The sequence below is a fragment of the Salinibacterium sp. NK8237 genome, assembly GCF_015864955.1.
Classification (GTDB): domain Bacteria; phylum Actinomycetota; class Actinomycetes; order Actinomycetales; family Microbacteriaceae; genus Rhodoglobus.
On sequence record NZ_JADYWE010000002.1, the window covers coordinates 378,640 to 398,780 of the forward strand.

Sequence of the window (20,141 nt, forward strand, 5' to 3'; positions counted from 1 at the left end):
GGGGAATGACTGTTCCGAAAATTGAACTTAACGACGGCAATTTCATTCCCCAGCTCGGGTTTGGTGTGTTCCAGGTTGCGCAAGAAGAGACTGAGCGAATCGTTACAGATGCGCTCGAAGTTGGCTACCGCCACTTTGACGCGGCCATGATCTACGGCAACGAAGCCCAAGTGGGAAAGGCTCTCAAGGCCTCCGGCATTCCTCGCGACGAGCTTTTCGTCACCACAAAGCTGTGGAACAGTGATCAGGGCACCGACTCTGCTCGCGATGCGATGGATCTCAGCCTCGAAAAGTTGGGCCTCGACTATGTCGATCTCTACCTCATCCACTGGCCTCGTCCTGACCTCGACCGCTATCTTGAAAGCTGGCTTGTGCTTGAGGAGATCAAGGCGGCAGGCAAGGCGCGTTCGATCGGTGTCAGCAACTTCCACCGCCCCCACCTCGAGAAGATTCTTGCGGGAAGCAACACTGTGCCTGCCGTCAACCAGATCGAGTTGCACCCTGCATTCGCCCAGCGCGATCTGCGCGCCTACGGTGCAGAACTTGGGATGCGCATCGAGGCGTGGGGTCCGCTCGGCCAGGGCAAGTACGACTTGTTTAGCGAGGCTGCGTTGAAGGACGCTGCCGCAGCACACGGCGTAACCCCAGCTCAGGTCGTGATCCGTTGGCACCTGCAGAGCGGCATCATCCTGTTCCCCAAGTCGAACTCGCGTGCGCGCATGGCAGAGAACTTCGATGTCTTTGGTTTCGAGCTGACAGCGGATGAGATGGCATCGATTAACGCCATCGATCGCGATCAGCGCGTGGGCGCAAACCCCGACGAAGCCACTTTCTAGAGGGAGCTTCGCGCTTCGCACAGAGGCCGGCATCCACACTCATTTCGGTGACTGGATGTCGGCCTCTCTGTCGTGGGGGTCGCTGGTACGCTTGACCTTCACAGAGTGTTGCTCGGGCTGGTTTTCAGCGCGCAACACAACGAATTGAGCGGCGAGGACCAGAGTCATGACAAACCCCGGTCTCTATCAGAGCCCTACCGAAGGCTGGGCGTTCATCCCGTTCTTGGGTGGCGTCGCCACTTTCGGAATTGCTGTAATCGCAATCCTCTATTGGCTTGCCGGCCCGGGCCGAAAGTTCCGGCTCAGGGCTGTTGCTCTCACCGTTCTTGCGATTGCCGCCGGAACAGCAAGTGCGCTTGGCTTGATCGCGACCGCAGCCAGCTTCGAGGAGCGCGACACCGCCGCTTTCGCGGACTACACGATTGCCGTGCAGGAGTGGGCGATAGAAGAGTACGGCGTCACGCTCACCGCTGACGATGTCGTCGACATGTCCCAGGGGCGGCCCGCCGTCGTAGACCGCTACGGGGCCGATTGGCGTGTGCTGCTTGAAGTTTCGGAGCCTAACGGCGACGTGGTGCTGCGCGAATCTCGCGAGATTTCTAGTCCTTAGCGGCTAACCTCCACCGCAACTCCAGGCGGAGTCTCCACGAGCAATCCTGTCTCGGCGAACGCAGCCTCGAGGTCGGCACGGGTTTCGGTGAAGTGTTCCCACCCTTCGGTGTGGAGCCCGACCACGTGGCTGGCGCCCACAATGCGGGCGGCTTCAGCGGCATCCGCTGACGTCAAGGTGAGAGGACCGTTGATCGCAGAAATGCGGGCAGCACCCGCGAACAGCACGGCGATGCTGATGTCAGGAAAGCGGTCGGCGATCTGCTGCACGAGCGGCAGGGACGCGTTGTCGCCGCTGACATAGATGGTGGGCTCGCCCTCGCCCTCGGCCTGCAGCACGAAGCCGGTGACGGGGCCGAGCCGGGCCTCTGAACCGGGAGGGCCATGCAGTGCAGGCACTGCGGTGACGGTTACGGCGCCGACTTCGCGGGATTCCCACGAGTCGAGGCCGACAACACCGCCGCCGAAGAGGTCAGAGCCCGCCTTCATGGTGCTGATCGTCAGCACGCCCGTGGCGAGAAGTTCGAGTCCCTCGTAGTCGAGATTGTCTTGGTGTTCGTGATGTGACAGCAACACGAGATCGACAGCGCCAACATCCGCTCGGCTCAGCGCTGGACCCGCCGTCTTGGTGAGCGGCACGCCGCCCTCGTCGGGGTAAAGCTGCGGGGCATCGAATGTGGGATCAGTCACGATGCGCAATCCCGCATATTCGAGCAATGCGGTGGGGCCGCCAATGTAGGTCACGGTCAACTTCGACATACCCTGAGACTATGCCTAATCGTCTGGAATCTGCTGCGAGCCCGTACCTGAGATCACACGCCACCAATCCGGTGGACTGGTGGGAGTGGTCTGCCGAAGCTTTCGCCGAAGCCAAGCGCCGAGATGTGCCCGTGCTCGTCTCCATCGGCTACTCCACCTGCCACTGGTGTCACGTGATGGCGCGCGAATCCTTCAGCGACCCCGTGCTGGCCGCCTACCTCAACGAAAACTTTGTGGCGATCAAAGTCGACCGCGAAGAGCACGCCGAAGTGGACTCCACCTATCTGGCGGCGGCATCCGCCTTCACTCCCAATTTGGGCTGGCCGCTCAACGTGTTCGTTACGCCCGCGGGGCGAGCATTCTTTGCCGGCACCTACTGGCCGCCGACCGCTGTGGGGCAGCATCCGGCCTTCCGGCAAGTGCTTGAATCGGTGACGGATGCGTGGACTGCGCGGCGTGAGCAAGTGGAGACGAGCGGTGCTGCGATTGCCCAGGCGCTCGCCCAAAGCCGCGGTGTAGAGAGCGAACTCGTCACCGACTTTGCTGACGTGATCGACGCTCTCGCCGCCGCCGAAGATCTTGAGCACGGCGGATTCGGCGACGCCCCCAAATTTCCGGTCACGCCGGTGCTGCGGTTCCTTCTCGATCGCGGCGCCCGCTCGGCGGAACACTCGCCCGAGGCAGCCGGCCTCGCCGACCGCACCCTGACGGCGATGGCAGCATCCGCTCTGCGCGACCCGGTTGATGGCGGCTTCTTCCGCTACTCCACCCAGGCCGACTGGACCGATCCGCACTACGAACGCATGCTCTACGACAACGCCCAACTGCTTGCCGCCTACGCGCTCGCTGACTCGGCAGAGATAGCCACGGGCGTCGCCGAGTTCTTGCGCGACCGGTTGTTGTTGGCCTCGGGAGCGTTCGCCTCGGGCCTCGACTCCGAGAGCACCGTCGACGGCAAACGCGTCGAAGGCTTCTACTATTCGCTGGATGCCGCGAGCCGCGCCCGCGTCGAAGCTCCGCCCCGCGACGACAAGATCCTCACCGGCTGGAACGGTCTCGCCATCGAAGCACTTGCCTTGGCCGGCGCCCGTCACAGCAACCCCGAGTGGATTGCGCTGGCTCGCGGTGCCGCCGACTTCTTGCTCGCTGAGCATGTGCGGGTGCCGGGGTCGGGTGCTGGCGACGGCGCGGGGTCGGGTGCTGTTGCCGACGACGGCTCGGGTGCTGGTGCGGGCTCTGGTCCCGACGCAGGTGCTGACTCGGACAACAGGGTTGGCACGACTGCGGATGCCGGGGTTGCCAGGCAGCGGCTCGTGCGCACCTCGATCGACGGCATCCTCTCCGACGCGGCCGCAACCCTCGAAGACAGCGGAATGCTCGCCCAAGGTCTGCTCGAACTCTCCATTGCCACCGGCGAGGTTCGCTACGCGCTCGCCGCCCGCGACCTCATCGACGGGGCGCTCGCCGCGGGCGCGGCAGGTTCGGGAAGCTCACCCTTCGGCCTCCCCGGCGGCAGCGACTCCGTGCTCGCCGCGCAAGGTCTCTCGACCGAAGCCGACATCAGCGACGGAGCCCACCCCAGCGGCCTCAGCGCCATGGCCGCCGCCGCGCACACCCTTTTCGCTCTCACCGGCGATGCCCAATATCGGGATGCCGCTGAAGCTTCCATGAAGCTGGTCGGCCAACTCGCAGCCCAGCAACCAATCTCATTCGGAACCGCCCTCACTCTCATGTCGGAGCTCGGTGCACCCTTGCGCCAACTCGTCGTTGTGACGGCGGATGGGACGGGCGACGAGCTCACGAGTCTGGCGCGAAAGCTGCACCGCGCTGGAGGCATTGGTGTTGCGGTCTCGCAGGCTCAGGCGGACGCTTTTGCGGCATCCGGTTTCGAACTGTTTGCAGCGCGCACTGCTACCGGCGGCGCACCGACGGCGTACCTGTGTGAAGAGTTTGTGTGCCGCTTGCCGCTCACGGATGCGCCTGCGCTGCGAGCATTGCTGGGCGCGAACTAGCGTTCGTAAACGTCGCGCCGATGCCCCAGCGTGACGACAACGACGAGCAGCACGTCATCCTGAATTGTGTAGACGATTCGGTAGTCGCCGATGCGCACGCGAAAACCGGGTCGCCCCTGAAGTGCCTTGGCACCAGGAGGCCGCGGGTCTTGGCCGAGCAGCGCGATGGCGCCACGAATTCTGTGGCGATGCTGGTGATCTACTCGTTTGAGAGCGCGCGCCGCGGCGGGCGTGACCTCAATGCGATAAGCCACTACCAGCCCAGATCTGCCTTGACCTGATCCCAGGGAATGTTCGGCCCCTCGTCGGCCATCGCCTCGTCAAAGGCGGCAACGTCTTCAGCATCTTCTAGCGCATCCATCATGCGCTCATACTGCTCTGGGCTCACGACAACGGCAGCGCGCTGTCCGCGACGCTCGATGAACACAGCTTCGCGCTCTGAGGTGGCGATGACCTCGGAGAAGTTTTTGCGGGCATCCGCGATGCTGGTGGTCGACATGAGTCAATTGTACGTTTGCGATGCTGAAATGTACATAACAGTGTTCTGCGCAGTCGCGAGGGCGCCCGCGGAGACGAGCTACAGAATCCCGAGCGCCTGCCGCACGTGTACATACTGCGTGAGGAAGGCACGTTCGTCGAGGCGTTTGCGGCGCATCCACGACGTCACTTCGCTGTTGCTTTTGCTGGCGTTGCAGGAGCCGCAGGCGGGAACGACGTTGCTGACGGTGTAGCTGCCGCCCCGGGAGATCGGCTGCACGCAATCCTTTTGCAGCGCAGAGTCGGTGGCGGTGCAATACGCGCAGCCGCCCCACTCGCGCTTGAGTTCTTCCCACTGCTCAGCGGTGAGGTTATTGTCGGCAGCATCGACCCGACGTTTACGGCGTCGGGCAGCACGCGCGCGTCGAGTTTGAGCCACAGCCATAGGGCTAAGTTAGTGCACCGCGGGCCACCGCCTAGGCTGAAACCATGGATGGTCTTCTTCCCGGTGGAAACATGAACGCGGTTGAGCGCAGCGGCGACACTGTGCTTCGCAACGCTGGCCCGTGGACACCGACCGTGCACCGCTACCTCGACTACCTTGCGGTGGCGGGGATTGACTGGGCGCCGCGTCCGCTCGGCATCGAGAACGGCCGGGAGCGACTGTCGTTCATCGAGGGCGAAGTGCCGCTGTATCCGCTGCCCGACTGGGTGTGGACGGATGCCGTGCTTGAGCAAGGCGCTCGCCGCCTTCGGCAACTTCACGACGCCAGCATCGGGTTTGGCCTAGACGGTGCTGTCTGGCAGTCGCCAGCGAAAGTCCCGGCAGAAGTCATTTGCCACAACGACTTTTCACCCCACAATCTGGCTTTCGTCAACGGAGAGATCATGGGAGCGATCGACTTCGACATGTGTTCGCCGGGCCCACGCCTGTGGGACCTCGCCTACTTCGCGACGCGTGCCGTCCCTCTGACTTCGATGACCCCCGACAACGCACCGGGTATGGACGATGCCCGTCGCCGAGTAGAGCTTCTCTTGGCCGCTTACGGTTCGGATGCGACGTGGAGCGACATCCTTCGCGTGGCAGCTATTCGGCTCTACGACCTCGCGCAGATGTCTCTCGACAAGGCTGCGGAACTCGCGAAACCCCACTTGCGTGATGAAGCCGTTGAGTACGACCGCGACGCGCACTTTCTGCGTGAGCTCATGAGCGAGTCGCGGTAGTCGCAGCAGCGGTAGTGGCCTGCGACCGCCGCGAACCCCCACCCGGGTTCTCTAGGGTTCCCGGCGTCATCAGCAACAGTGCGACGCCCCCAACCACGGCAGAGGCGACGAGCAGCACAATGAGGGGAGCCGTCCAGTTGCCCGAGATGGCGTGAACGACACCGAGCGACAGCGGTCCGAGGGCTCCGAGCACGTAGCCGACTCCCTGCACGAAACCGCTGAGCGCGATCGAGCCTTCGAAGGTGAGGGTGCGTAGGTTGACCAGCAGCAGGCTGAGCGGAAAAATCAGCGTGCCGATTCCGAGGATGGATACCCAGAGCCAGGTCATGACCGATGGCGCCAGAATGAGGCCGAGGTAACCGACAACGAAGGCGGCAACGCCCGGGTAGACGAGGTGCAGGGGTTCGCGCATCCGATTCGCAATAATGGGCACAAAGATGGCGGCGGGGATGCCGATGGTCGCGAATAGCGAGAGAAGTTGCCCCGCTTCGGTTTCGGTACTTCCCGCGGTCGCTACCAGCAGGGGTGGCAGCCACGCGAACATGGCGTAGCCGTTGAAGCTGGAGATGGCGAAGATGAGCGATACGCCCCACGCGATTCGTGATTTCCAGAGGCCACCGATGCGGGGCGTCGGAATGGTGGAGGCGGCATTGGCAGTGTCTCGACTGCGGCGCCCGATAACGAGTGCGATCCACGGGATGATCGCCAGCATGCCAATGAGTGCCCACGAGCCGAGCGACTCACGCCACCCCGTCGCCTGCGCGAGAGGCACTGCCAGCAACGGTGGCACGAGCGCACCAACGGAGATAAGCGTCACATACAGCGACGTGACGAGCCCGATGCGTCGCGGAAAGTACTTCTTGACCAGCGGCGGCAAGAGAACGTTCGCGATGCCCATGCCGAGGAAGGCAAAGATGCCGCCGACGAGCAGACCCGCGAATGAGAAGCTCGTGGCGCGCACAAGCTGACCGCCCACAATCGCTACGAGAGCGCCAAGCAGAATCCACTCGGCGTGCAGGCGACGACTGATCAGATGCATCGTGAGGCCGGCGACAGCGAAACATGCCGGCGCGAGCATACCGAGGATGCCGAGAGCAACGCTGTCGAGCGAAATGTCCCGCTGAACCGCGACAATGATCGGCGACAGCGAGGCAACTGCGGGGCGAAGGTTCAGGGCGACGAGCAGGATGCCGGCCAGGGCGAGGGGGCCGCCCCAGCGTCGATTCACAGTGGCCAAGCCGGTGCGGCGGTGGACGGTCGGGTCTGCTCGTACCAGTGGCTGGCGCGCATGACTTCGAGGTCGTCGTAGCGACGTCCGGCAATCTGGAGTCCGATCGGGCGACCGTCGGCTGTGAAACCACAGTTCAGAGTCGATGCTGGCTGTTCCGAGAAATTGTAGGGCGCCGTGTAGGCAATGTGGTGCAGCGAGGTTGCGGCATCATTGCTGGGCATCGGCCACTCGGCAGGGAACGCTGCGACGGGCGATGCCGCCGACAGCACGAGATCGTAGGGCGCGGTGGAGCGCACCGTGCTGTCACGCATCGACTGAATGGTTTGGTAATGACGCAGTGATTCAACGCCGGTGATGCCCTGACCGGCGAGCACCCAGTCTTGGATGAACGGCAGCACCATTGCTTGACGCTCCGGGCTCAGCGCCTCGAAGTCTCCGAGCGAACGCACCCGCAAGAACATGTCGAGGTCATCGAGATACTCCTCGGTCATGGGCGGAGCTATCTCGGTGATCTCGGCGCCGGCGGCAGCAAAGTGGCTGACGGCATCCTGAATTGCAGCGGCAACCTCGGGGTCGGTCGGCAAACCAGCGCCACCCTCCAAGTGGAAGGCGACCTTCTTGCCGCGCATGGCGGTGTCAAGGTCGGGGTAGTGGATGTTGCTCCAGTCGAGATCTTGCTGGCCGAGGCTCGTGTAGTCACGAATATCGGGGCGCGTGATGACGCTCATCATGAGCGCGGCATCGTCGACGGTGCGAGTGAGAGGTCCAGCGACTCGGCCCATGTAGGGCGGATCAACGGCGACACGCCCCGAGCTGGGCTTGAGCGTAAAGAGCCCGAGCCACGTTGCCGGAAGGCGCAGTGATCCGCCGATGTCAGAACCGGAATGCAGCGGGCCAACGCCAGCCGCCGCCGCAGCACCGGCTCCGCCACTGGATCCGCCGACAGTCCACGCGGGGTTCCAGGGGCTGCGGGTGATGCCGTGCAGCGACGAGACACCCGAGGAGAGCATCCCGTAGTCGGGCATCACAGTGATGCCGAAAATGACGCCACCCGATTCTTTGAGGCGGGCCGCGAGCGGGCCGTCAGCGGTGGCCGGAGGTGCGTCGAACTTGGCTGCCGTGCCCGAAGGCTGGCTGAAACCGGCCAGCGCGACGTTCTCTTTGATTGTGGCCGGAACGCCGTCGATGGCGCCCAACGGTTCGCCAGCAGCCCAGCGCTTCTCGCTCGCCTCAGCCGCAGCGGTAGCCCCCGCGGCGTCGATGGCGTAGAAACAATTCAATTCAGCCTGCTTGGCTTCCGCTCGCTCGAGCACAGCGCGGGTGACCTCGACGGGGGAGATCGCTCGGCTCGCGAAGAGAGATCCGAGTTCGGTCGCAGTCAGCGTTGCCAAGGATGCGGTGCTGCCGGTGGGGGTGGCGGTCATGCGAGGACGCTCCAGTCGAGGTCAGTGGGGAGAGGGAAACGTTCCAGAGTCACAACCGGGGTCGTCACGGTGCGAGCAGAATCGATGGCATCCAGAATGGCCAGACGCATCGCCTCGGCTGAGGCCGTCTGCAGAGCGAAGAGCGAGGCAACGCGGCCGCTGCGGTCATCGCCTGCCAGTTCCTTTTTGGACGTAGCGAGCACAAAAATGGTGTCGCCATCGGTGAGGGTATGCACCGGGTTAAGCACCCGAGCGAACCCGTCGTGAGCCGTCGTCGCGGTGCGAGAGGCCTCGGCCGGATCGAGAATCGCATTCGTCGCGACTACAGCGATGGTCGTGTTGAGTCCCTGCGGCGGCGATGCCGAACGCACCGGCTCGAGGCCAGCCGCCGCGGCTGCAGCCTTACCGCCTGCGGTAGTGGACGCAGCCGTCTGAGGCAGCCACGGCATCCCGACCGCATTCACGACCACGATGGCGCCGACCACGATTTCGGCGTTGTCTCCCGTGAGCGTGACGGAGGCTGTGCCCACGCCACCCTTATAGATACCGCCTAGCGCACCGCCGGTACCTGCACCGACGTTGCCACGCTCGACGGGGCTAAACGGAGGGCTTGCTGCCGCAGCAGCAGTGGCGTCGTAGCCCATCTGCTCGGTGGGGCGATTGCCGAATTCGCCACCGCGCCCGAGATCAAAAATTGCGGCAGCGGGAACAATCGGCACCACCTCGTGGGGGAGAGTGCCGACTAGAATTCCGCGCTCATCCTCGGCGCACCAGCGCTGAGCGCCCTGGGCTGTCGCGAGCCCAAAAGCACTCCCGCCCGTGAGTACAACTGCATCGACCGTGGGCACCAGCGTGCGTGGATCCAGCGCATCAGTTTCGTGAGTGCCGGGGCCACCGCCGCGCACATCTACGCCCCCAATCGTGTTGGCGTCGGGCAACACCACGGTCACGCCGCTGAGCCAACCATCGCCCTGCTTGTTGACCTGTCCAACACGGATGCCGTCGACATCGGTGATCGACCCAACGTCGCGACGACCGGTCGCTGCTGCGCCGCTCACGAGCGGGCCCGTCCGGCGAGCTCGGAGATCGACGGCGTCGCACTCACGAGCTTCTGGGTGTACGGGTGAAGAGGATTGTCATAGACGTCATCGGTCGGTCCGCATTCGACGATGCGACCATCCGATAACACCGCAACGGTGTCGCACGCGTGCCGGATGACGCCGAGATCGTGCGAGACGAACAGCAGCGTGAGTGCGTACTCATCGACTAGGTCCGAGAGCAGATTGAGCACCTGCGCGCGCACCGAAACATCCAGAGCGCTCACCGCCTCATCCGCCACCAACACGCGTGGGCGCGTGATGAGGGCCCGCGCGATAGAAATGCGCTGGCGCTGACCACCCGAGAACTGGTGCGGATGACGGTGCATGACATCCGCATCAAGACCGACGGATTCCAACTGGGCAATCACTCGCTCGCGGGACTCCTCGCGGCTGACACCTCGTAGTGGCTCCGCCACGATCTGCTCAACCTTCATGCGCGGATCGAGTGACCCCATCGGGTCTTGGAACACGATCTGCACTTGGCTGCGGAAGTCGCGCAACTCGCGTTCCTTCGCGCCCGCAAGCTCTTGCCCGGAGACCGTAATGCTGCCGCCGGTGGGCTCATCGAGAGCACACATCAGACGCATCAGCGTCGACTTTCCTGACCCTGATTCGCCGACAATACCGAAGCGTTGGCCCTTGGCGACATCGAAATCGAGCCCACGCAAACCATGCACGACGGGCGGCTTGCCGAAGAGTTTGCCACCACCGCGGCGCTTGTACTGGCGCGTGAGCTCGCGAACCCGAATCAGCGGTTCGCCCGGAATCTCGTTGAAGATGATCCGCTCATCCGGGTCGGTGCGGCGCTGGTGCGGAATCACGAAACCTGGCGTGCTGGCGATCGCGGGAGCCGCCACGGCAGGCTCAGCCGCTGCGGCATCCGCAGAAGCAACGTCAGCAACCTCACCACCGGCGCCAGCAGCAGCAGGCGAGCCAACCGCAGGCTCCTCCAGCGCAGCGGCGAGCTCGGCAGCGGTGGGAAGCGTGATCGCACTGGTCGCAATCGTGTGCAGACGACCCCGCTCATCCACGACAGAAAGGTTCGACGCGGCGATGAGCGCCTTGGTATAGGGATGCTGCGGGTTGGTGATGACCTGCTCGACCGTGCCGTCTTCCACGATGTCGCCCTTGTACATCACGAGCACCCGCTCGCAGACCTCAGCGACAACGCCGATATCGTGGGTGATGAAGAGCAGCGAGGTGCCGCGTTCGGTGACGAGCCCCTCGATCAGGCGCAGCACTTCTGCCTGCACCGTGACATCCAGAGCGGTGGTTGGTTCGTCGCACAGCAGCAGCTGGGGGTCGTTCGCCATCGCCATTGCGAGCATGACGCGCTGGCGTTGACCACCCGAGAGCTGGTGGGGGAACGCGAGCGCGGCTTCGGCGGGGTTCGGCAGCTTCACTTGCGCCAACAGTTCTACGGCGCGGGCGGCGGCAGTCTGGCCGGAAGGAACCGTGCGGTGCTGGGTCATGATCTCGGCAACCTGCGCGCCAACCTTCATGAGCGGGTTCAGTGCGGTCATGGGCTCCTGAAAGACCATGGCCATGGTGTTGCCGCGCAACTGGCTCAGCTTCGATTCGGAGGCGTGTACGAGATCTCCGTGGCCGCCGGCAAGGTGAATCTCGCCATTGGCTGCGAGCGTCTCGGGCAGCAAGCCCATGACGGATGTTGCCGTCAACGACTTGCCAGAACCCGATTCTCCGATGAGCCCGACGCGCTCGCCGGGAGCGATGTCGAAGCTGATTCCGTGCAGCAGCTCGGCGAAGGCGGAGTTGACGGTGAGGTTACGAACGCTGAGCGTCGGTTCGATGGGGGAGTCTGTCGTGGTCATCGTTTTACCTGCATTCTGGGGTCGAGCCGGTCGCGTAATCCGTCGCCGAGGAGGTTGAAGCCGAGCACCGCAATCGCGATCGCGATTCCGGGCCAAACGACCAAGAGCGGTTGAACGTAGAGGTAGCCCTGGGCGTCTTGCAGCATGCGGCCCCACGAGGGGGTCGGCGGGGTGGTTCCGAGGCCGAGGTACGAGAGGGCTGCTTCGGCAAGTACGGCGATGCCAAAGGAGACGGATGCTTGCACGATAAGAATTCCGGAGATGTTGGGCAGCACGTGCTTGATGCCCACGAACCACCCGTTTTTTCCGGAGGCTTTGGACGCCTGCACGTACTCGCGACTCATCACCTGTTGGGTGCCACTGCGGGCGATTGACGCGAAGGATGGCGCTGAACCGATGCCGAGCGCGACCATCGCGGTGGTGGTGTTTGCTCCGAAGACGGCGCCGAAGATGATGGCGAGCAGCAGAGCGGGGAAGGCGAGCAGGATGTCGTTGCCGCGCATCATGAATTGGTCGAGTCGGCCGGGGTTCATGCCGGCGACGATTCCGAAGGGAACTCCGAGCACGGCCGCGATACCGACGGCGACGATTCCGACGATCAACGAAATCTGAGCCCCACGAAGGATCGAGCTGAGCACGTCACGCCCGAAGTTGTCGGTGCCGAGGAGGTGCTCGGCGCCGGGCGGGAGCAGAAGTTCTCCGGGAAAGACACCTTCGGGGTCGAACGGAGTCCAGAACGCGGAGAGCACTGCGGCGAAGACGATGAGACCGATCAGGATGATGCCGACGACGAGGTTGCCGTTGCGGCGCTTTCCCGAAGGAATAGCGTTTTTGCGCAGGCGCGGAGCTGCGGGAGCGGGAGTGGGGGTCGTCATGATGCGCTCCGGAGTCGGGGGTCAACGATGGTGTAGGCGATGTCGATGAGAAGGTTGAGCAGCAGTACCAGGGCCACGAGAACCATCACGATTCCTTGGATGCTGGGCAGGTCGCGCAGGGCTACCTTGTCGAGCAGGAGGCTGCCGAGGCCGGGGATCGCGAAGACGCGTTCGATGACGACGGCGCCAATCAGCAGCGATGCAATCTGAAGGCCGAGCACGGTCATCACGGGGATGGCGGCGTTACGAAGGCCGTGTCGCATGAGCGCACGGTTGGGGGTGAGGCCCTTGGCGCGGGCGGTGCGGAGAAAGTCTTCGCGCATGACTTCGAGTACCGATGATCGGACGTAGCGGCTGAGCACTGCGCCCTGCACCGAGCCGAGCGCGATGGCCGGAAGGATGAGGTGCTCAAGGAACCCGACGAAGTCGTCTCCCGGGTCATCCCAGCCTCCAGCCGGCAGCCATTTGAGCTTCACGGCGAAGAGCGCCACAAGAAGGATTCCGAAGAGGAAGCCGGGGATCGAGATTCCGATCTGGCTGATGCCGGAAATGATCACGCCGTCGGCTTTGTTCTGGCGAACGGCCGAGAGGATGCCCATGGGGATTGCGAAGAGCAGAGCGAGGATCACGCTGGAGATCACGAGCACTCCGGTGATGGCAAGAGCGTCGCCGATCTGGGGCCCGATCTCTTGACCCGACACCGTTGAGGTGCCGAAGTCGCCGATGAGGAGGTGTCCGAACCAGTCGAAGAACTGAACGTAGAGGGGGCGGTCGAGGCCCATCAGCTGCTCTTGAGCGGCGACTTGAGCTTCGGTGGCGTCGATGCCGAGGGCGACGCGCGCCGCATTGCCGGGGAGGATCGACAGCATCAAGAACGTGATGATGGATGCCGCCACCAGAGTCGCAGCAAAGATGCCGATTCGGCGGGCGATGGTCAACAGCATGTTAGGGCCTTTTCGCAGTGATGGATCTGGGGCCTGGCGGGCGGAGCCGGAGTGTCAGGGATGGTGACGTACCGGCCCCACCCGTCAGGGGAGTGGTGCTGGTGAGGCTAGTTCTAGCGTGCGATTGTTGTCAGGTCGAATGACAACGTCGGCGCGTTCAGCGGAACTCCGGTGAGGTCAGCGTCTGCCGCCGTCACGTTCGGGTTGAGGAAGAGCCAGTCGGCCGCGGCTTCTTCAGCCATGGTCGCGCTAGCTTCCTTCATCAACTCGACGAAGGTTGCTTCATCGCTTGCATCTGCTTCAGCGAACAGGGCCATTACTTCGGGGTTGTCGTAACCCGCGTAGTAGGTCGGCGCCGCAAACGCGCTGATGTCGCGCGGTTCAGTGTGGGCGATGATCGAGATGTCGTAATCGTGGTTGGTGAAGACCTCGTCGAGCCAGACTGCGGGGAACTCCAGTGTGGTGACGTCGGCGGTGATGCCGACCTGAGCGAGCTGATCCTTGACGACCTGTCCGGCATCCACTGCGTAGGGCAGGTTAGGGAGCTTCATCGAAACGGTGAGGTCGCTGACGCCTGCTTCAGCCAAAAGTTCTTCAGCCTTGGCAGGGTCGTAGGGGTAGAGGTCAACGAGCGAGTCATCGAACCAGGGGTCAGTCGGCGGAACCATCGAGCCGATGAGCGAACCGTAGCCGCTGTTCACGGTGTCGAGAACGGCCTGGCGGTCGACGGCATACATGACAGCTTGACGAACGCGAACGTCGCTGAAGGCGTCGCTCTGGTTGTTCAGCGTCATCGTGGTCTCGCCGGTTGATGTTCCTTCGTAGACGGCGAAGTCGTCATCCGATTCGAACTGGCCGATGAGCTGGTACGCGGTGAGCGCGGAGATGAGGTCGATGTCTCCACCCAACAGGGCGTTGGTCTGTGCGGTGGCGTCGGCGTAGTAGTTGAACGTGACGTCGGTCATGAAGGGCGCGTCGCCCCAGTAGTCGTCACGTTCGGTCAGCTCGAGGCTGGTACCCGAGGTGAATTCGCTCACGTCGTAGGGGCCGGTGCCGACCGGGTCAGTGGCGAGGTCATCGATACCGTCGGGGCTGAACATGGTTCCGACTGGGCCGGCCATGTTGAAGAGCCAGCTGTTGCTCGGAGTGCTGAGCGTGATCGTGACCTCGGTGTCGGAGACAACATCGACGGATGCGATGGGGTCGAGGTAGCCAGGGCCGTTAGCGGTCCAGTTGTCGGCGACGCGTTCGAGGCTGAACTTGACGCTCTCGGCGGTGAAGGGCGAACCGTTGGAGAAGGTCACGCCTTCGTGGAGCAGGAACGTGTAGACGAGTCCATCGTCACTGACCGAGTAAGACTCAGCGAGCAGTGGCTGGATGTCGCCGGCGTTGTCGATTTTGACGAGGCCTTCGTAGACGTTGTAAAGCAGCGCCTGCGGGATCGCGGCACCACCGGTAGTCGAGTAGTCGAGGCTTGCCGGGGAAGCGAGCAGGCCGACAACAAGCTCGGTGCTTGCGGCAGCATCGCTGGAATCGTCGGCGGCTGAACATCCGACGAGAGCGAGGGAAGCAACCATTGCGGTTGCGGTGATGGCGAGGGATTTCCGCCGGGTAAAGGACCTCATGTCTAGACAATCTCCTTGGTTTGTTTCCGAATTATTGCGGGAATGGAGCGGTGCGAAACGGGGGTGAAATGTGATGGATAACGGCCCGAAACAACTGGTCTGACCAGTACACTTGGGGCGTGTCCGATAGTGTGGCACGGTCGTCGAAGGTCGTCAACACGAGGCGCGAAATGATCGAAAACCGGCAACAATGATGTGCAAAAGGAAAGCAGATGACTGACAAAACTGGGTTCGTCGCCGTCAAGCCTGTGCGCGCGTATGAAGCGATCGTGGAACAAATCGAGCAGGCAATCGCCACGCGTCAGCTCAATCCCGGAGATCGCTTGCCGAGTGAACGCGACCTCATGGGCACCTTTGCGGTGAGCCGCGCCACGGTGCGCGAAGCACTCCGCGTGCTCGAAAGTGGTGGACTGGTGCGCTCACGCCCCGGTGATCCTCGCGGGCCCGAAATCCTCCAAGCATCTCCGGCGACGCTGCACAAAGCGATGAACCGTCTGGTGCGCAGTGGCACTATCAAGCTCACTGAACTGGTCGAGTTTCGCGTCATGCTCGAAGGGGCGTCCTGCACGCTTGCTGCCGAACATCGAACCCCGGAACAGCTAGAAGAAATGCGCACCGCCGTTGAAGCAATGGCGTCGAGCATTGCCGGCGGATCAGCGGTCTTCAGCCAAGCGGATGTCGATTTCCATGCGACCGTGTGGGAGGCCAGCCACAACCAACTCATGCAGATTTGCGGTGATGCGGCTCGCGGCGCGCTCGTTGATCTCGTCAATGACCGTATCGACAGTGCGCCAGACTCCGGAGCACAAATGAAGCTCTCGCTCGCTCACGACTACGAAATCTTCAACGCGATCGAAGCCCAGGATGGCGCTCGGGCTGGGCAACTCGCCCGCACCTTCGTCATCGAGTACTACGGCGAAATGATCGAGCACGGCGATCGCAACGGCCTCGCCCTTCTGGGAGTGCCGAGCGAGTAATTCCCCGTGGGCCTAGCGCCCCGCGCGTCGTGACGAGATGACCCCGGTATCGAAACCCATGAGGTTGAGTCCGCCGTTGAAGCGGGCGTGCTCCACCTTGAGGCAGCGGTCCATGACGATGGTGAGCCCCTGCGATTCGGCGTAGACGGCGGCTTCTTCATTCCAGATTCCGAGCTGCACCCACACAGTCGTTGCGCCGATCGCGAGTACGTCCTCGATGACGGCGGGGATGTCGCTGGCTTTGCGAAACACGTCGACGATGTCGGGCACTTCGGGCAGTGACGCAAGGTCGGGGTAAGCCTTCTGGCCCAGAATCGTGTCAGCGTTGGGGTTCACGAAATACACCCGGTAGTCGGTGGACTGCAGCAGGTACGTGCCCACGAAGTAGCTCGACCGTGAGGGATTGGGGGAGGCCCCCACAATCGCGATTGACTTCGCACCGCGCAGGATCGCGGCACGTTTTTTGGCATCCGGCCCCACCCACGTGCGCTGCGATTTCAGCAGCTTGGCGAGCGGCGAGCTGGCGGGCAGATCGCACGTGAGCCCATTGCTGAGCTGGGTGGTCTGCACTTCTTCTGTCGACATCCTTAGCCCTTCACTGCGGTGGTCAATGCCTGATCGAGATCGGCGATGATGTCTTCTGGGTCTTCGATTCCGACGCTGATGCGCACAACGCCGGGCAATACGCCGCCGTCGATGAGTTGCTGCTCGGTGAGCTGCGCGTGCGTCGTTGACGCGGGATGAATCACGAGTGTTTTTGCGTCACCAATGTTGGCCAGGTGGCTGGCCAGCTCGACGCTCTCGATGAACTTCTGGCCGACGGCTCGACTGTTCTGCGTTCCCGTGCCGCGAACCTCGAAGGAGAACACCGAACCGGCGCCCTTGGGCAAATACTTCTGTGCGCGCTCGAAGTGCGGATGCCCCGGCAGGCCTGCCCAGTACACGGTTTCGATGCGCGGGTCGGCCTCGAGCCACTCGGCGACGATGCGCGCGTTGTCGACGTGGGCTTGCATCCGGAAAGGAAGGGTCTCGACACCGGTCGCGAGCAACCAGGCCGAGTGCGGAGCAAGGGCGGGCCCGATGTCGCGCAACTGCTCAGCGCGCAGTCGGGTGAGGAAGGCGTATTCGCCAAAATTGCCGCTCCAGTTGAGGCCGCCATAGCTGGGAACAGGCTCATCGAAGAGGGGAAAGTGCTCGTTGGCCCAGTCGAAGCGGCCGCTCTCTACGACGACACCGCCGAGAGTGGTGCCCGCTCCGCCAAGAAACTTGGTGGCCGAGTGCGTGACAATATCGGCGCCCCACTCGATCGGGCGGCTCAAATACGGGGTCGCGACCGTCGAGTCGATGATGAGCGGAATGTTGTGGGCGTGCGCGACCTCAGCGAGTCCCTCAATATCCGCGATCTCGCCGGAGGGGTTCGCGATGGTCTCCGCAAAGATCAGCTTCGTCTTCGGCGTGATCGCCGCCGCATAGTCGGCAGGGTCGGAGGAGCGCACAAACGTGGTCTCGACCCCGAAACGGCGCAGCGTGACATCCAACTGCGTAATCGAGCCGCCATAGAGGTTGGCACTCGAGACAATGTGATCGCCTGCACCCGCGAGCGCCGCAAAGGTGATGAATTGCGCGCTCAGCCCGCTGCCGGTGGCGACAGCGCCGAGGCCACCCTCGAGCGAAGCGACACGTTCCTCAAAGCTCGCGACGGTGGGGTTGGCAAGCCGGGAATAGATGTTGCCGTACTTCTGCAGTGCGAAGCGGGCGGCGGCATCCGCGGTGTCATCAAACACGTAGGCGCTGGTCTGATAGATCGGCAGAGCGCGAGCGCCCGTCGCCGCATCAGGGATGTTGCCCGCGTGAATTGCACGCGTGCGGAAACCGTAGTCGCGATCAGCCATGGCTTCAGGCTACAGAAACGGATGCCACCCGCGGTCTTTCGACGTAACAGAACGCCACGAAAGTGGTCGCCTTACACCCACGTCGGCAACCACCAGCGCAGCCGCAATAGGTCGTAGTCGATGGTTTGGCCGGTCCAGAGTGGCCAGAAGAACACGCTGACCGCGATGGCAACGACGACGAAGACGGCCACGACGCCGAGCCCGCTCGTGCGTCGATAGCGATCGTCGTCGCGGCTGCCGATGATCACCCCGAGCGCCGCCACGAGCGCCAAAATCAGGTACGGCTCGAACACGATTGTGTAGAACTGGAACACGGTGCGGTTGAGGTAGAGCAACCAGGGCAGGTAGCCGGCGGCGACGCCCATCAGAATGAAGCCGGTCTGCCACTGGCGGTAGCGCACCAGGCGGTACACGAGGTACAGCATGGCCGCGGTCGCAGCCCACCAGATGATGGGGTTGGCGATTCCGGAGATGGAGGCGCCGCAGGTATCTGCGAGACAGCCGTCGTCACCCGTGGCGATGTTCTCGTAGAACATGCTCGTGGGGCGGATCAGCAGCAGCCAGGTCAGCGGATTTGCCTGATACGGATGTGGTCGGCTTTCGCCCACGTGATAGCTGTAGACGCTCGATTGAAAATGCCACAGGCTTTGCAGGTCGAGAGGCACCCAGCTGAGAGCGCCGGTCCAGGCGTTGCTGTCGCTTTCGGCCCAGTTGCGGTCGTAGCCGTTGTCGCTGAGGAACCAGCCTGTCCACGTGCTGAGGTACACGAGCAGCGCAATCGGCACGGTCAGGAGGAAGCTGACGGGGGCTTGTTTGAAGAGGGTGCCGGAGCCCCAGAAGGTGATGCCGGCTTGGCGGCGAGCGAGGGCATCCACCACCAGGCTGTAGACGGCGAAGGCCGCCAAGAAGTAGAGGCCGTTCCATTTGACTGCGGCGGCAAGCCCGAAGGCTACGGCGGCGAGGATGAGCCACGGGCGCCACCACAACGCAGGACCCCATTCGGTGCTCGCACCGCGGAGCCCCCGGCGACTGATCCACAGCGCCAGACGGGTGGCCGAATGCTCGCGATCGAGCAGCATCGCACCAACCCCGAGCAGGGCAAAAATCATCACAAAGTTGTCGAGCAGCGCGACCCGACTCATGACAATCGCGTTGCCATCGATCGCCATCAAAAGCCCGGCGAGCGTCGCCAACAGGGTGGAGCCAAACAATTTCTTGGCGATCAGCATGAGCACCACGACCGCGAGAATGCCGACAATGGCGGTTGCGATGCGCCAACCGAACGGGTCTTCGCCTCCGCCCGGCAGCATGCCCAAACCGATCAGCCACTTGCCCAGCGGCGGATGCACGACAAACGACGGATCATTCAGAAAGATATTGACCTTGCCGCTGTTGAACAGAGCATCCGCTTCGGCTGGCCACTGTGCCTCGTAGCCGAGGTTCACGAGCGTCCACGAATCTTTCACATAAAAGGTCTCGTCAAACACGAGCGACGACGGATGCCCGAGGCCCACCAGTCGGGTGAACGCCGCGATCAGCACCACAATCGCCGGCCCAGCCCAGCCGAGCCAGCGGCGGGTTAGCGGACGTCTCGCCGCCCACCAGTGATCGAGCCCAGAGCCCTCGTCGGCGGCAAAGCCACGGCCCGACGCCTCCGAAACTGATGCAGCATCGGTATTTTCCAGCGCGCTCGCCGACGACTCGTTCGACAGGATGTCGTCGAAGTCGCGCGGGTTCGTCTGGCTCACTCGGCAATCGTACTCAGCGCGGAGCGATCGTGGGGTGCAGTGAAGGTTTGCCAGATCCAGTCGGCGGCGGTGCTGGCGGAGGGGCGCGGAGTCATGGCGAGCCACACCTCGATGATTCCGAAGGTGGCGCCGGTGACGCTGGCGCTCGCGATGTCGAGGCCGAGTCCTTCCGGGGCTGCGGGGTCGTGGTCGATGATTCCTTGGCGCACAAAGAGGTTGAGGCGGGCGCGCAAGCGCGAGGCGACGAGGGCCGAACCGCGGGGACCGAGGGCGCTTGTGTACACGGCGGCGTTGGCGTCGACGTGAGAGAGGTAGCTGAGCAGTGCGGGCGGCGGAGTGGGGCTGAGGGGGTCGAGGTCGGCCAGCTGAACTCCGGCGTCATCGGCGGCAGCTTCGATCGCGAAGGCGAGCAGTGTCTCTTTATCGGAGTAGTGCTGGTAGAAGCTGCTGCGGTTTACGCCCGCACGTTCCACGATCTGGTTGACGGTAACTTCGTCAAAGGGGTGCTCTTGAGTGAGGGCAAATAGGGCGTGTTGCAGGCTTTGCCGGGTTCGTTCTACGCGAGCATCCATCCAT

At 63.3% G+C, this 20,141-nt stretch carries 20 protein-coding genes; 5 read left to right on the forward strand and 15 right to left on the reverse strand.

Annotation, left to right across the window (positions count from 1 at the left end; all coding sequences use genetic code 11):
* The first annotated feature begins 5 nt into the window (after positions 1–5).
* Positions 6–836 (forward strand): aldo/keto reductase, encoded by an 831-nt coding sequence (locus tag I6E56_RS12130; RefSeq protein ID WP_197138771.1) that lies wholly within the window; start codon positions 6–8, stop codon positions 834–836.
* Positions 837–1,002: 166 nt separating this feature from the next.
* On the forward strand, positions 1,003–1,446 hold the full coding sequence (locus tag I6E56_RS12135) for a hypothetical protein (RefSeq protein ID WP_197138772.1): 444 nt from the start codon (positions 1,003–1,005) through the stop codon (positions 1,444–1,446).
* Here I6E56_RS12135 and I6E56_RS12140 read toward each other — a convergent pair.
* Complete coding sequence (locus tag I6E56_RS12140) at positions 1,443–2,204, reverse strand: MBL fold metallo-hydrolase (protein ID WP_197138773.1); 762 nt, start codon at positions 2,202–2,204, stop codon at positions 1,443–1,445. The two genes, I6E56_RS12135 and I6E56_RS12140, sit on opposite strands and share 4 nt — an antisense overlap.
* Positions 2,205–2,215: 11 nt before the next feature.
* On the opposite strand from I6E56_RS12140, the gene I6E56_RS12145 reads away from it, so the two are divergent.
* The gene (locus I6E56_RS12145) at positions 2,216–4,216 is read left to right on the forward strand and encodes a thioredoxin domain-containing protein (protein WP_197138774.1); all 2,001 of its coding nucleotides are present in this window, start codon (positions 2,216–2,218) and stop codon (positions 4,214–4,216) included.
* On the opposite strand, the gene I6E56_RS12150 is transcribed toward I6E56_RS12145, so the two are convergent.
* From I6E56_RS12150 to I6E56_RS12160, 3 genes are all read right to left on the reverse strand, one after another.
* A complete protein-coding gene (locus I6E56_RS12150; protein ID WP_197138775.1) occupies positions 4,213–4,470 on the reverse strand; it encodes a type II toxin-antitoxin system RelE/ParE family toxin in 258 nt (85 codons plus the stop codon). The genes I6E56_RS12145 and I6E56_RS12150 overlap by 4 nt on opposite strands.
* Positions 4,470–4,715, reverse strand: a complete 246-nt coding sequence (locus I6E56_RS12155; RefSeq protein ID WP_197134372.1) for a type II toxin-antitoxin system Phd/YefM family antitoxin — start codon at positions 4,713–4,715, stop codon at positions 4,470–4,472. Before I6E56_RS12155 ends, I6E56_RS12150 begins: the two co-directional genes overlap by 1 nt.
* Before the next feature lie 78 nt (positions 4,716–4,793).
* Positions 4,794–5,138, reverse strand: coding sequence for an HNH endonuclease (locus I6E56_RS12160; RefSeq protein WP_197138776.1), 345 nt, complete (start codon positions 5,136–5,138; stop codon positions 4,794–4,796).
* Positions 5,139–5,182: 44 nt separating this feature from the next.
* Between I6E56_RS12160 and I6E56_RS12165 the strand changes: the two genes are divergently transcribed.
* Entirely contained in the window at positions 5,183–5,917 is a 735-nt protein-coding gene (locus tag I6E56_RS12165; RefSeq protein WP_197138777.1) for a phosphotransferase, read from the forward strand.
* Here I6E56_RS12165 and I6E56_RS12170 read toward each other — a convergent pair.
* The 7 genes from I6E56_RS12170 to I6E56_RS12200 form a co-directional block, all read right to left on the reverse strand.
* Positions 5,898–7,145 (reverse strand): CynX/NimT family MFS transporter, encoded by a 1,248-nt coding sequence (locus I6E56_RS12170; protein ID WP_197138778.1) that lies wholly within the window; start codon positions 7,143–7,145, stop codon positions 5,898–5,900. The two genes, I6E56_RS12165 and I6E56_RS12170, sit on opposite strands and share 20 nt — an antisense overlap.
* Positions 7,142–8,572, reverse strand: coding sequence for an amidase (locus I6E56_RS12175; RefSeq protein WP_197138779.1), 1,431 nt, complete (start codon positions 8,570–8,572; stop codon positions 7,142–7,144). Before I6E56_RS12175 ends, I6E56_RS12170 begins: the two co-directional genes overlap by 4 nt.
* The gene (locus I6E56_RS12180) at positions 8,569–9,630 is read right to left on the reverse strand and encodes a P1 family peptidase (RefSeq protein ID WP_197138780.1); all 1,062 of its coding nucleotides are present in this window, start codon (positions 9,628–9,630) and stop codon (positions 8,569–8,571) included. The genes I6E56_RS12175 and I6E56_RS12180 overlap by 4 nt, the downstream gene beginning before the upstream one ends.
* Positions 9,627–11,504 carry an ABC transporter ATP-binding protein gene (locus I6E56_RS12185; protein ID WP_197138781.1) on the reverse strand — a complete coding sequence of 626 codons (1,878 nt, stop codon included), beginning with the start codon at positions 11,502–11,504 and terminating at the stop codon, positions 9,627–9,629. The genes I6E56_RS12180 and I6E56_RS12185 overlap by 4 nt, the downstream gene beginning before the upstream one ends.
* Positions 11,501–12,379, reverse strand: a complete 879-nt coding sequence (locus I6E56_RS12190) for an ABC transporter permease (RefSeq protein WP_197138782.1) — start codon at positions 12,377–12,379, stop codon at positions 11,501–11,503. Before I6E56_RS12190 ends, I6E56_RS12185 begins: the two co-directional genes overlap by 4 nt.
* Positions 12,376–13,323: an ABC transporter permease gene (locus I6E56_RS12195; protein ID WP_197138783.1), complete on the reverse strand. Its 948-nt coding sequence runs from the start codon at positions 13,321–13,323 to the stop codon at positions 12,376–12,378. Before I6E56_RS12195 ends, I6E56_RS12190 begins: the two co-directional genes overlap by 4 nt.
* A gap of 113 nt (positions 13,324–13,436) precedes the next feature.
* Complete coding sequence (locus I6E56_RS12200; protein WP_197138784.1) at positions 13,437–14,948, reverse strand: ABC transporter substrate-binding protein; 1,512 nt, start codon at positions 14,946–14,948, stop codon at positions 13,437–13,439.
* A gap of 212 nt (positions 14,949–15,160) precedes the next feature.
* Between I6E56_RS12200 and I6E56_RS12205 the strand changes: the two genes are divergently transcribed.
* A complete protein-coding gene (locus I6E56_RS12205) occupies positions 15,161–15,925 on the forward strand; it encodes a FadR/GntR family transcriptional regulator (protein WP_197138785.1) in 765 nt (254 codons plus the stop codon).
* A 12-nt stretch (positions 15,926–15,937) separates the two neighbouring features.
* Here I6E56_RS12205 and I6E56_RS12210 read toward each other — a convergent pair whose 3' ends face one another.
* From I6E56_RS12210 to I6E56_RS12225, 4 genes are all read right to left on the reverse strand, one after another.
* Complete coding sequence (locus I6E56_RS12210; protein WP_197138786.1) at positions 15,938–16,510, reverse strand: CoA-binding protein; 573 nt, start codon at positions 16,508–16,510, stop codon at positions 15,938–15,940.
* Between the two features lie 2 nt (positions 16,511–16,512).
* Positions 16,513–17,817, reverse strand: a complete 1,305-nt coding sequence (locus I6E56_RS12215) for an O-acetylhomoserine aminocarboxypropyltransferase/cysteine synthase family protein (RefSeq protein ID WP_197138787.1) — start codon at positions 17,815–17,817, stop codon at positions 16,513–16,515.
* Positions 17,818–17,888: 71 nt separating this feature from the next.
* Positions 17,889–19,565, reverse strand: a complete 1,677-nt coding sequence (locus I6E56_RS12220; RefSeq protein WP_197138788.1) for a dolichyl-phosphate-mannose--protein mannosyltransferase — start codon at positions 19,563–19,565, stop codon at positions 17,889–17,891.
* Positions 19,562–20,137, reverse strand: a complete 576-nt coding sequence (locus I6E56_RS12225) for a TetR/AcrR family transcriptional regulator (RefSeq protein WP_197138789.1) — start codon at positions 20,135–20,137, stop codon at positions 19,562–19,564. Before I6E56_RS12225 ends, I6E56_RS12220 begins: the two co-directional genes overlap by 4 nt.
* Between the last annotated feature and the right edge of the window lie 4 nt (positions 20,138–20,141).